General features: G+C 27.9%; 11 protein-coding genes. 5 read left to right on the top strand and 6 right to left on the bottom strand.

Going from position 1 to position 13,550, the window contains the following annotated elements; genetic code table 11:
• On the top strand, nucleotides 1-627 hold a 627-nt coding region (locus Q0H31_RS11155; protein ID WP_295298205.1), incomplete at its 5' end, for a hypothetical protein.
• Here the strand turns inward: Q0H31_RS11155 and Q0H31_RS11150 are convergent.
• Complete coding sequence (locus Q0H31_RS11150; protein ID WP_295298203.1) at nucleotides 628-1,629, bottom strand: ABC transporter ATP-binding protein; 1,002 nt, start codon at nucleotides 1,627-1,629, stop codon at nucleotides 628-630.
• Between the two features lie 161 nt (nucleotides 1,630-1,790).
• Between Q0H31_RS11150 and Q0H31_RS11145 the strand changes: the two genes are divergently transcribed.
• Entirely contained in the window at nucleotides 1,791-3,341 is a 1,551-nt protein-coding gene (locus Q0H31_RS11145; RefSeq protein WP_295298201.1) for a hypothetical protein, read from the top strand.
• On the opposite strand, the gene Q0H31_RS11140 is transcribed toward Q0H31_RS11145, so the two are convergent.
• The 5 genes from Q0H31_RS11140 to Q0H31_RS11120 all read right to left on the bottom strand — a co-directional run bounded on the left by Q0H31_RS11140 (nucleotide 3,334) and on the right by Q0H31_RS11120 (nucleotide 10,080).
• The gene (locus Q0H31_RS11140) at nucleotides 3,334-4,293 is read right to left on the bottom strand and encodes an ABC transporter ATP-binding protein (RefSeq protein ID WP_295298199.1); all 960 of its coding nucleotides are present in this window, start codon (nucleotides 4,291-4,293) and stop codon (nucleotides 3,334-3,336) included. The genes Q0H31_RS11145 and Q0H31_RS11140 overlap by 8 nt on opposite strands.
• Nucleotides 4,294-4,363: 70 nt before the next feature.
• Complete coding sequence (locus Q0H31_RS11135; protein ID WP_295298198.1) at nucleotides 4,364-6,214, bottom strand: ankyrin repeat domain-containing protein; 1,851 nt, start codon at nucleotides 6,212-6,214, stop codon at nucleotides 4,364-4,366.
• Between the two features lie 165 nt (nucleotides 6,215-6,379).
• On the bottom strand, nucleotides 6,380-7,414 hold the full coding sequence (locus Q0H31_RS11130; protein WP_295298196.1) for an NADH:flavin oxidoreductase/NADH oxidase: 1,035 nt from the start codon (nucleotides 7,412-7,414) through the stop codon (nucleotides 6,380-6,382).
• Between the two features lie 117 nt (nucleotides 7,415-7,531).
• The gene (gene rdgB / locus Q0H31_RS11125; protein WP_295298194.1) at nucleotides 7,532-8,122 is read right to left on the bottom strand and encodes an RdgB/HAM1 family non-canonical purine NTP pyrophosphatase; all 591 of its coding nucleotides are present in this window, start codon (nucleotides 8,120-8,122) and stop codon (nucleotides 7,532-7,534) included.
• Nucleotides 8,123-8,127: 5 nt separating this feature from the next.
• Nucleotides 8,128-10,080, bottom strand: coding sequence for an ABC transporter ATP-binding protein (locus tag Q0H31_RS11120; protein ID WP_295298192.1), 1,953 nt, complete (start codon nucleotides 10,078-10,080; stop codon nucleotides 8,128-8,130).
• A 162-nt stretch (nucleotides 10,081-10,242) separates the two neighbouring features.
• Between Q0H31_RS11120 and Q0H31_RS11115 the strand changes: the two genes are divergently transcribed.
• The 3 genes from Q0H31_RS11115 (at nucleotide 10,243) to lysS (ending at nucleotide 13,113) form a co-directional block, all read left to right on the top strand.
• Complete coding sequence (locus Q0H31_RS11115) at nucleotides 10,243-10,875, top strand: AAA family ATPase (protein WP_295298190.1); 633 nt, start codon at nucleotides 10,243-10,245, stop codon at nucleotides 10,873-10,875.
• Nucleotides 10,876-10,936: 61 nt separating this feature from the next.
• Complete coding sequence (locus tag Q0H31_RS11110; RefSeq protein ID WP_295298188.1) at nucleotides 10,937-11,440, top strand: DUF2262 domain-containing protein; 504 nt, start codon at nucleotides 10,937-10,939, stop codon at nucleotides 11,438-11,440.
• A 140-nt stretch (nucleotides 11,441-11,580) separates the two neighbouring features.
• Entirely contained in the window at nucleotides 11,581-13,113 is a 1,533-nt protein-coding gene (lysS, locus tag Q0H31_RS11105; RefSeq protein ID WP_295298187.1) for a lysine--tRNA ligase, read from the top strand.
• The last annotated feature ends 437 nt before the right edge of the window (nucleotides 13,114-13,550 follow it).

The following is a 13,550-nucleotide window of genomic DNA, read 5'->3' as shown; positions in this document are numbered from 1 at the left end:
CCGGGTGATAGTAAGGTTAGTATAGAGTTTTGGTCAGGAATATTGGCATCAGATTTTGCAGGATTTAATTTATATGCTAAAACTTCAGAAGATATAATTCAGATAGATGATGCTATATTAGATGCTTCAACACAGGCACTTCCAACTATAAAAAGCACCAATCATACCCGTACTAATTTTATTATAGATATTACAAATTATACTTTTGCAAATGGTACAAAGTATTATATAACAGTAACAGCATATGGTACTAATGAACTTATAGAAGAAAAATATATTGAGACAAAGATTAGTACTATAGTTCCAGTGATACCAAGACCAGAGGGCAAAGGCACTATAGCAGGAAATAGTATAGATGTAACAGGAGCTGGTACTGTTGCTACAATTAATGGTAATATGATTAATGCTTCTAGTGGATGGAAAGTTCAGTATTTTGGTTATCAGACAGATTTTAATAGTGTGGTTGTTGTTACTAATATGAATAGTTTTGATGATAATGCTCCGTATTTAGTTAATGGGCTTTATGTATTTTATAATAATACTGGTTTAGTAAAAGTTTTAATAGGGGCTAATGATTCTTATCAGTGGGCTTATCAAGCTAATGCTGCTTCTTGGAATGGGGTATAGTTATATATTATTAAAAAAAATGCAAGCTGATTTATGGCTGCTGTTTACATCTTTCAGTATAGTTTCTGTATTTTGACATTCGTTTTTTGCGTATATGCATCTTGGGTGAAATCTGCATCCTGTTGGTATATTTGATGCATTAGGTATCTCTCCTTTAATTGGAAGCTCTTTAATAATGTTTGCTCTTCCTGTAGAAGCATCAGGCACTGCAGAGATTAATGCTTTTGTGTAGGGGTGTTTAGGATTTTCTATTATTTCGTTTGCTTCTCCTATCTCTACAATACTTCCTAAATACATTACTGCTATTCTATCTGCAAAATATTTAGCAGTTGACAAATCGTGAGTAATATAAATATAACTTAATTGTTTTTGCATCTGCACTTCTTTCATCATATAAAGTATTTCTGCTCTTGTAGATAAATCTATCATAGATACAGGCTCATCAGCAACAATTAATTTCGGATTAAGTATTAAAGCACGTGCTGTTGCAATTCTTTGACGCTGTCCTCCGGAAAGCATATGCGGATATCTATCCATAAACTCTTCAGGAGGATTAATCTTTACATCTTTAAGTGCCTTTATCACCATTTCATCATAATCTTTTTCATCGCCTTCTATGTTATGAATATAAAGTGCCTCTTTTAATACATCTCTTATTTTAAACCTTGGGTTCATTGAGGCATAAGGGTCTTGAAATATCATCTGCACATTTTGTCTGTATTTTTTTATTTGTTCTTTATCAAAACTATTAATGTTTTCGTTTTCAAATATAATATTTCCAGAAGTAGGCTCTATTAATTTCATTATCAATTTGCCTATTGTTGTTTTTCCGCTTCCAGATTCTCCTATAATTGCCAGTATTTCTCCTCTTTTTATTTCTAAACTTACATCGTCAACTGCTTTTATCTCTTTTGTTTTTTTTATTAAACTTTCTATTACACTGCTATGAGGCTTAAAATATTTTTTTAGATTTTCAAGTTTTAATATTACATTAGTGTTCATTAGAATCTCTTAACAATATTTATTATTTAATATAATAGTAATATATTATAGAATAGAAATCAAGCATAGATTTATAATAATATTTTTTATATATTAAAAATTTACATTGATTTATATATAAATTAATATTATAATATATTATACTAATTTTATGGATTTTTATGAAAAAATATAATTATATATATATAATAATTATTTTGTTTTCAATAGTAGTTGGTATATTTACAAGAGTTCAATTAACTAATATGTATTCCTTAAACTCTGATATGATAGAACATTATTATCATATGAGACAATACTATGATAATAACAAATTTCCTGTTACAGGTGCTTTATTAGAAGGCGGTACATATATTGGCAGCCCTTATGATAATTCATCATCTATTTATATTGAAACTGCTCGAATACCTGGCGGATATTTTTATTTAGAATATATGTTTTTCTATTTTTTATCTGGTGAAAATCTTGATTTAGCTAGAATATTATATGGTATAGCAATGACATTATTTTCATGTATATTTTTAGTATGGATTTATAATAAATTTGGATTAAAAATATTAGCAATAATGACATCTATGATTTTTGTTAATATAACTTTTTTTACTGTAAGTAATAAATTTTATAATCCTCATACAGCATTTCTTTTATCGTTTATATCAATTCCAATAATATTAGAATATATAACCTCAAAAAAGTTTAATTATTTTTATGCTATATTAATATTTCCAATATTAGCTTTAGAAGCAATGGGGCATATGTCTACTTTTTTTAATCTAATTCCAACTATTATAGCTTATTTACTTATAAGATGGAAAAATACAAAAAAATATATAATTCCATTATCTATAGGGGTATTTATATCTTTTCTATTATATTTGCCTTATTTAATATCTGAGATAAATAATGGCTTTCAAAATTTTATAAATGCAATTTCCTTGAGGGGTAAAGTTAATCCAATAATACAACCTCCTCAAATATGGTCTATATTGTTCTTTCCTACTAATGAACCTAATGCTAATTATGGAAATACTATATTAGCAATATTTAAACATTGGTTTAATGGGAATATAAGTCTTATATTTAGTTTTATCTTTTATATTATATCTATAATAATAGGACTATTTTCTTTTATTTTACTAATAAAAGATTTTTTTCAAAAGAAATTAGAAGATAAAGAAAATTTTATATTTAAGGAAAGTGCATTAATATATTTTCTTTATATTATAATTACAATAATTTTATTTATGGCATTAAATTTAGGGGCAGCAAGGGCTAGATATTTCCTTAATATATATCCATTGACTTTTATACCTATAATATATTTATCAAAAAAAATTGAAGGTAAAAAAATATTTAATGCATTTCTGATATTTATATTATTTAATCCATTAGCAGTTTATGTAGAAATGAAACATTTGTATAGAAATGAAAATAAATTAGGATGGAATTTTATGATTCCTCATATAAATAAAATAAAAGAAGATGCTAATGGTAATTCTTTTGATATTTCTACCAATAGCTATTATCCTTCATTGCTTTTAAAAATAGATGATAAAAATTTTGTAGCTGACAGTAATTCTTCTATAAAATATCATATAATATCTATTTATGATAATAAGGCTTTTAATTTAACTAACAATATGGAGATTATATATAGTAATAGTGCATATATAACATATAAAGAATATAAACATAATAATGATACTAATTAAACAAATGACAAGCACATATATGAGATTTTTTTATATTTTTTAATATAGGTTCTTCATCTTTGCATTTATCAATTCTCTCTTTGCATCTGTCATAAAACATGCATCCTTTAGGAGGATTAAGTAAATCAGGGGGAGTGCCTTCTATAAACTCTAATTTGTCAACTGTTTTTTTAAGTCTTGGAGTAGCGGCTAATAATCTTTTTGTATATGGGTGTTTTGGATTATTATAAATATTTTCACTTTTGGCAAGCTCTGCTATTTTTCCTCCATACATTACACAAACTCTATCAGATATCTCTGCTTCCAGTGCCAAATCATGAGTAATAAATATAAATGATAAATTAAAATCTTTTTTTAGTTTTTTTAAAAGGTTTATTATTTGAGCCTGCACTATAACATCTAATGCCGTAGTAGGTTCATCTAATATTATTAATTTGGGTTTTAAAAATAAAGCAGCTGCTATTACAACTCTTTGCTTCATTCCTCCAGAAAGCTCATGCGGATATCTATCCATTACACTATGATGAAGCCCAACATATCCTAAATATTCTTTTATGAGTTTATAAGCATCATTTTTATTCATATCAACATGCCTATTTAATGTTTCAAGCATTTGATAGCCTATAGTATATACAGGAGTGAGTGAGTTCATAGCTCCCTGAAAAACCATAGATATTTTTGACCATCTTATATTTTTTCTTATATATTCTTCTTTAAGCGGTATTATATCTTCATTATCTAATATAATTTTTCCGCCTTCATATTTTCCGGGAGGAGAGGGCATTCTTAAAAGTGATGTGGCAAGAGAAGTTTTTCCGCAGCCTGATTCACCAACAATGCCTAAAGTTTCACCTTCTTCTATATCAAAACTAATATCATTAATGGCTTTTATATTGCCTTTAGATGTGTGATAATACATCTTGAGATTTTCTACTTTTAATATAATTGACATATATATTATTACCTTAAATATTATGTTAATTATAATATATTATAAAAAATTTACAATCTATATATTTTTGTTATTTATTATCTTCAGCTTGCTTTAATACTTCATATATTGCTAAGCTGTTATTATCTCTTGCTATATCTATAGGCAATTTTCTGTTATAGTTTTCTATATTAATATCAGCACCAGCTATAACAAGTTCGCTTACTATATCAACGCTTCCAGCTCTAACAGCATTATGCAAAGGAGTATCTCCATATTGATTTTGTATATTGAGTTCTGGTTTTTTATTAAGCAAAAGTTTTACAATATTTAATTGAGAGTTTTCAGCTGCCATATGCAAAGCGGTGTTTCCATATTTATCTGTAGTATTTAATTCTGCATTTCTTGAGAGTAATATTCTCACTATATTTTCAAGTCCTGTTCTTGAAGCTCTCATTAAAGGTGTTAAACTTGATATATCATTTGCTCTGTTAATATCAGCTCCATTTTCAACTAAAAGCTGAAGTAAGTCTATATTATCAGTATTAATAGCATATTCTATTAAAGAGCTTCCATCTTCCATAGTTGTTTTATTTAAATCAGCTTTATTAGTAATGAAGAACTTTGTTAATTCCATATCATTATTCATTATAGCAATATTTAAAGCACCAAGCCCATTAGCATCTGTTATATTAATATCAGCTTTATTTGCTATTAATAACTCTATCATAGGTATTCTTGTTTTTACAATAGGGCTTTTTATAGCACACATTAAAGCAGTACTATAATCATAACTTTGAATATTAACATTTGCATTATTAGAAATTAAAAGCTTAGCTAATTCTATATCTCCGTTATTTGCAGCATACATAAGAGAAGTCCAGCCGTCATTGTCATAAGAATTAACATCAGCACCATTTTCTAAAAGTATTCTAACAGTGTCTATATATGAATTACCGGAAGCTATTATTAAAGCATTCATTCCATTTATATAGCTGTTAATATCATTTTTATTAAAATTAGTTATAATATCATTCATTATCTTGGCACTATTTGCAGCACCATTTTGAAGAAGAACCAAATCTACAGGCTGTTTGCTTGAACTGTTATTAAACTTAGAGCCTGCAGCAGCCATTATAATATTTCCGTATTTCTTATTAAAACTATTATTTTCTACTTTTGAACCTTTATCTAAAAAGTATTTAAATAAATCATAATCTAATGATACTATGGAATTGTATAATACAGTGCTTCCATCAGAATTTTGATAATTAATATCCGCACCATTATCTACTAAATATTTTACTATGCTTCTGTCGCTGTTTTCAATAGCATAACTTAAAATAGCAGGCTCTCTTTTTAAATCAAATGAATTATCTAATAATAATTTTATCATATTTTTATTTGTTTGTGATATTGCATAATACATAGGATAATTCTTTATATCATCTCCAGTATAAGAACCATACACATTGGCATTGCCTTCTTTTATAAGAAGTTCTGCTATTTTTTTATTATTATTCTTTATTGCTAAGAGCAGAGGAGTAATTCCTTCATCGCTTGATATTTCTGTATCTGCTTTATTTTCTATTAAGAATTTAACAGCCTTTATGTTGTTTGCTTCAACGGCATGATAGAGAGGAGTTCTATTTTCTATATCAGTTTCATTAACATCAGCACCATAATTATTTACAAACTCTTTTACAACACTATCTCCATACCTTTTATTGTATATAGCTTCATCATATATCTCATAATTTTGTACCATTTTGTTTAAATTTGCTCTATTCGTTATAAATAAGAATGTACCAACGAGTATTCCTGCTCCAATTAATAATATAAAAATAATTGCTAATGCTATAATTAGAACTTTAAATAAATATTTTTTATTTTCATCGTATTGATTATTATTATTATTATTATTATTATTATTATTATCCATAAACTTTCCTATCAAAAGACTTGCTAAAAAACTTGCATATAATATAACATATTTTATATAAATTAAAAGGCTGTATTTTTGAATAATTATTTGTGAAAAGCTTTGTTAAATAAAAAGGCCTTATTATACACATGCATAATAAAGCCTGCAAATTATTATTATTAATTATCTTTTAGCCTGTTCATATTGTTTAGGGAATGGCACATCAATGCCTAAAGTTCTCGCAGCCTGCAATGCCCAATAAGGATTTCTTAATAATTCTCTGCCTATATATATAGCATCAGCAGCAGAGTTTCTCACCATCATATTAGCCATTTTAGGGTCATATATAAGACCTCCTCCTATACAAGGCACTGTCATATACTGTTTTAATTCTCTGCAGAAAGGTACTTGATAACCTTCATAAGGAATAATTTTACCGTCTGCTGTAACTGCTCCTGTACTAACATCTATAGAATCTATTAATTTAGCTTCTTCTAAAGGTTTAAGCATTTCAGCAAAATCTTTTACAGTGTTTCCGCCTTCTTTCCAGTCGTATGAAGATATTCTTATTTGTATAGGGTAGTCGCTTCCTACGGCTTCGCGGCATTTTCTTAATATTTCCTCTAAAAACTTAGCTCTGTTTTTGCCGTATTCATCTGTTCTTTTATTTGATAATGGTGATAAGAAAGTAGATATTAAATAACCATGAGCAGCATGAAGTTCTATAATGTCAAATCCTGCCTTTTTAGCTCTTAAAGCAGCATTAGCAAAAGCATCAATTACTTCATTAATATCTGATTGTGTCATTTCTACAGGAGTTCTATATTTTTCATTAAATGCTATAGCACTTGGAGCATATATTTTATCTGTTTTTGTTGATTCGCATTTTCTTCCGGCATGACCTAATTGTATACCAATTTTTGCTCCGTTAGCATGAACGGCATTTACTAATTTGTTTAAGCCATCTATGTATTTGTCGTCCCATATAGCTAAATCATTATCAGTTATGCTGCTTACATAAGGCAAAACTCCAGTAGCCTCTACTATTATTAAACCTGTTCCTCCTATAGCCCTTGTAGCATAATGCTGTATATGCCAATCATTAACGTATCCGTCTTCAGCACTATACATACACATTGGAGGCATTACAACTCTATTTTTTATTTCTATATTACCTATTTTCAAAGGTGTAAAAAGATTACTTTTCTCTGCTTTCATTATAAAAACTCCTTAAAATAATATGCTTATATAGGGTATATTATAATAAAAAATAAAAATAATTCAATTTGTTTAATATTGTTTTTTCTGAATATTGAATGCTTAGAATTTTTTATATTAGAAATTGTTTATGTTGTATAATATCTCTTTCATTTTATTCATAGCTATAGACCTATGGCTCATAGAGTTTTTTTGCTCTAAAGTCATTTCAGCATATGTAACATCATATCCATTAGGCTTAAATATAGGGTCATAACCAAATCCGTCAAACCCTTTTGGGCTTTCAACTATCACACCATTAACTCTTCCCTCTAAAGCTATATAATAATTGTCGTCCAATACACATACAGCAGAAGTGATAAAATAGGCAGTTCTGTCATTTTTATTTTTTAATTTATCTAATATCATTTGCATCTTTTCTTTGTAGCCTAAATTTTCTCCGCCGTATCTTGCAGAATATATTCCGGGCTCGCCATTAAGAGCATTTATACAAATTCCAGAATCATCAGCCAAAGACGGCAGTTTTGTATGATTGTATACAGCTCTTGCTTTTATTAGAGAGTTTTCTATAAAGCTATTTCCATCTTCTATTATCTCACCAATATCAGCAGGTATAGGCAATATCTCTTTTGCAGAGCCTTTAAATATATTTTGTATCTCAATTAATTTATGCTTATTTGCAGTAGCTATTACTAATTTATTTATCATAAATCTTAATCCCTAAACTGAAGCGAATACAAATACTGATATTTTCCGCCTTTTTTCATAAGCTCTTCATGCGTACCAGATTCTATAATTTGTCCGTTTTCAACAACACATATATATGTCGCATTTTTTATAGTAGATAATCTATGTGCTATTACAAATGTAGTTTGAAGGTTAATGATTTCATTTAATGCTTTTTGCACATACATTTCACTTTCTGTATCTAATGCACTTGTAGCCTCATCAAGTATTAATATAGAAGGTTTTTTTAATACAGCTCTTGCTAAAGCTATACGCTGACGCTGCCCACCGGAAAGCATTACTCCTCTTGGTCCTATATGTGTATCATAGCCATTTGGTAATTTTAATATAAACTCATCAGCATGTGCTATTTTTGCTGCCCTTAATAAATCATCATCAGTAGCATCAGGATTTGCATAAAGTATATTTTCTCTTACAGTTCCATAAAATAAAATATTTTCTTGCGATACTACTCCAATTTGATTTCTTACGCTTCTTGTATTAAGTTCATTAATATCTACACCATCAAATCTAATAACGCCTTCAGAAGGTGTAAATAATTTAGGTATAAGGCTTATTAGTGTAGTTTTACCTCCGCCGCTGTTACCAACAAAAGCAACTACATCTCCTTTTTTTACATTAAAACTAATAGGTCCTAAATGGAAAGGCTGTGTGTCACTTCTTTTTGGATATTCAAAATTAACATTTTCAAAAGTTATAGAATGCTCTATAGGCTTCATTTGTTTTTTAGTAGGGTCATCTACATTTTCAGGAGGTAAATCTATAATTTCAAATACTCTTCCTGCTATAGCTTTTGTCATTTGTAAGTTTATAAATATACCAGATAAATCTCTTACAGGAGTTGAAATATTAAGCATATAGAGTAAAAATCCCCATAAAAACTCAAAAGGCATCTCTCCTTTAAAAATTAAAAAACCGCCGTATGCAAGTATTATAAGCATGGCTGCTATCATTACAAGCTCAGTCATAGGTCTATTTAAAGAAGTGAGCAAAATTATTTTTCTCATCAAAGTGATTAATTCAGAATATAAAGATCTGTATCTTTTTACTTCTTGGTCTTCTTTAGAAAATATTTTTATAACTTCTATTCCTCTTATATCCTCTTGTATAACAGAAGTTGTGCTTCCTAATAAATTCTGCTGGGCAGTTACTCTTGTTTTAATTAATTTAGAAACTTTATCTATTCCTAAACCAATTAATGGGGCAGCTATAAAACATGCTAAAGTAAGTTTGACATTTAGCAGAAGCAATACTGTTAATGTTAGTATTAAAGTTAAAGGTACTGTTATCATGTTTGGCAATGTGCCTGATAAAAAATTCTCTATAGTTGAAGATTCATTTAATACCCTGCTTATGATATCTCCCTCTTTTTCCTGCTTGAAATATGCAATATCTGTATTCATTAGTCCTTTTAGCATATCGGCACGAACATCTTTTCCTATTTCTTGGGCAGTAAAAGCAAAAAGGAAGGTTTTTAAATAATCAAAACCAACACGAAATAATACATACACAAAACCTATTATTATGATAAAAGCAAACTGGGCTATTATAATTGGATTGGTAAAGGAGTCTGCTGTTAAAAATTGTTCTGTTAATTGTTTAGTGCTTATATTTCCAAATTTATCTGCTAATTCACTTACGAATGGTATTTTATCGAGTAAATCAACTTGTTTTCCTCCTGTAATAGATATTGCTAATTGACCAAAGAAAGGAGGAAGTATATTGATTATTGTATATAATATGCTTATGAGAAATGATGGAATAAAGAGCTTTTTATGTCTCATAGCATATGACCACATTCTTCTATAAATATGCTTTTCTGGGTGAGAGTAATATTTTTTTATATGTTCTTCTGTTACAGCACCATAATCAAATGGTCTATTATCTTTTTTGAAAAATTCTTTTATTTTTTTTATCATTAAAAATCCTAAAAATTATATGCAATTAAACTTAATATATTTTATATTCAATTATTAATTAATGCAATAAAAAACAATTAATTTGAATAGTTGTTAGTATGGATTTAAATATTATTTATATTATAATTTATAGCGATATTTTATAAAAGTTGATATGTTTTTATGGATAATTTTATTATAACTATAAGCAGGCAATATGGAAGCGGCGGAAGGCTAATTGGAGAGAAATTAGCTAAAATACTTAATGTTAATTTTTATGATAAAGAATTGATTGATATAGTTGTTGATAAAACAGGATTAGCGAGAGGGGTTATAGAATTAAAAGATGAATGTTTTATAAACGATAATATATTTTTTACAGCTTATAATAAAAGAAAATTTGAAAGTCCATTTGCTGAAAATAAAACTTACTCTACACTCGATAAAATATTTGAAATACAAAGCAAGGTTATAAGAGATATTGCTAATAAAGAATCGGCTGTTATAATAGGAAGATGTGCTAGTTTTATTTTAAAATACTTTGATAATTCTTTTAATGTATTTATACATTCTTCTATAGAAAATAGAATAAAAAGAATAAATGAAGAATATGGGGTGAATATAGAAAATGCAGAGAGAGAGTTAAAGAATATGGATTCTTATAGATATAATTATCATAAATATTATACTGGAGAAGAATGGGGGAATATGATGAATTATAATATTACTTTAGATAGCGGGTGTTTTAATTATGATGAGATTTGCGATATTATAATATATGCTATGAATAAAAAATTAAAAAATATAAAAAAATAATGAATTTTATTGTTTAATGTATTATACTATTTATTAACAAATATTTTAGGATTGTATTGAAATGATAACTTCTTTAAAGATAAAAGATTTTTCTGAAAGCGATTATTTTTCTTATGAAGCTTTTTGTAATTTGTGGGAAGAAGAGAACATTAGTTTGATTATAGATTTTGGTGAAGATTCTGATAAATCTAATATGCTGTTAAAATATGTAGATAAAATTAATGAAATATTAAAATGGATAGATGAACATAAAAAAGATATTTCTGATTTTCTTGTCTCAAAACAATGCATTACTTTAGCAGAAGAGTGGGTTGCTACAAACAAGCAAATTGATGATAATTCTTATCAGAATGCTATTGGAGAGATAATCAATATTCCAATAAAAGAAGAAGATTTTTATAAGGCTATGTATTTAGACAGCATACTTATAGATTTTGAGGAAGATGAATCTAAACCAGATACCACTATGCATATACTTTTTGAACCTGATTATTTTAAGCATCATTCTTTGATTGTATACATTGACGGCGATAAAAATATTGAGTATGGTGATTTAGCGGGTTAATTAATTAATTTCATTATTTTTCTTTTAAATAATCATTTTTTTGTTATAGAGTTTTTTTTTATTATAATATATATTTATTGTATCATTTTTCAGTTGATTAAACTGTTAAATAGAAAATATTGTTTAAGAGGGATATTTAGATGTCAGAAAGCAAAAATAATTCTGAAAATTTAGAGAACGAAAAAAACACTGCATCAGACAAAAATGCTGAAAAAGAAAACAGAAAAGAGAAATTAAACACTTTAAGAAATATGGGAATTAACCCATTTCCAAACAGTTATAATGTAACTTATAAATCAAAGGATATAGCAGAAAAATTTGAAGAGCTTGAAAAAAATGAGACGGAAGTTGCTATAGCAGGAAGAATCATGCTTTATAGAGTGATGGGGAAATCTTCTTTTTTAACTATAAAGGATTCCGAAGGCACTATTCAGGCTTATATACAAAAAGATAAACTTGGCGATGAGTTTTATAATACAGTATTTAAAAAGTTAATAGATATAGGAGATATTGTTGGAGTAAAAGGAACTGTATTTAAAACAAAGACAGGAGAGATTACAATATATGCAAGCGAGTTAAAATTACTTACGAAATCTCTTAATCCTTTGCCAGAAAAATTTCACGGACTAACCGACACAGAGCTTCGCTACAGACAAAGATATGTTGATTTAATAATGAATGATGATGTTAAAGAAGCATTTATTAAACGCTCTAAAATGATATCTGCCATAAGAGAAATAATGATAGAAAACAATTTTCTTGAAGTAGAGACACCTATGATGCACCCTTTAATAGGAGGAGCTAAGGCTAAACCATTTGTTACACATCATAATACATTAGATATGACTCTTTATCTTAGAATAGCACCTGAACTTTATTTAAAAAGGCTTATAGTTGGAGGTTTTGATAAGGTATTTGAGCTTAATAGAAATTTCCGCAATGAAGGAATATCTACAAGACATAACCCTGAGTTTACTATGATGGAAGCTTATATGGCCTATGCTAATTTCCACAAAGTTATGGAGTTGGTGGAAGAGGTGTTCTCAAAAGTATGCTTTAAATTAAATGGAAAATATACTTCAGAATATAAAGATTATGAGATTAATTTTAAGCCTCCTTTTGCGAGAGTGCCTATGGTAGATTTAGTAAAAGAACATTCCGGACTTGATTTTAATGCTATAGAAAGTGATGATGAAGCTATATCAAAAGCAAAATCAATAGGAGTAGAAATAGATACTTCAAAAACTAAACCTACTAAATGGGAAGTAATGGTTGCTGTATTTGAAGAGAAAGTTGAAGAGAAACTTATTCAGCCTACATTTGTTATTAATTATCCTAAAGCAGTTTCTCCTCTTTCTAAATCTTACCCTGACAATCCAGACATTACAGAAAGATATGAATTATTTATCGGCGGAATGGAGATGTCTAATGGATTTAGTGAGCTTAATGACCCAATAGACCAAAAAGAGCGTTTTGAAGAGCAGTTAAAAGCTAAAGCACGCGGCGAAGATGAAACTATGGATATGGATTTAGATTTTATCAATGCATTAGAATACGGGCTTCCTCCTACAGGCGGTCTTGGAATAGGTATTGATAGAATGGCTATACTTTTCTTAAATGTAGCAAGCATCAGAGATACAATTCTATTCCCGCAGATGAGAAAGTTGGATTGATTTTAGTTTATAGTGAAATAACTTTATTTTCTTAAAAAATAATTTCTTTTTAATATAGAGGACTTTGTCTGCTGTATGGCATGCTATGCAGCATACAAAGTCCCTAAAATATAAAAATTTAAAATTTTTTAGTATAGATATAAACAATTATATTTTGTCATATAAGTTTTTTATTCAGATTTTTTTCTTCTGCAGCAAGTTGTAAAAAATGCAATCACTTTAGTTTATATATTAATAAAATATCTATAATATATCCTATGTTTTTAGGTTAAAAATGCAGTTCTTTTATTTTTAATACCACATGCACTTCTTTGTTTCAAAAATATATAAAAAGCATATTCCTAAACAAAACTTTTTTCATGATGCACAGGAGCCAGACATATTGCAGTTAGGAATTCCTTAATTTCTTAAAGTATAGCATAGGTGTATCATAATTT

This window comes from uncultured Brachyspira sp. (assembly GCF_934747485.1).
Lineage (GTDB): Bacteria > Spirochaetota > Brachyspiria > Brachyspirales > Brachyspiraceae > Brachyspira.
This window is presented reverse-complemented; position numbering and strand designations above follow the sequence as displayed.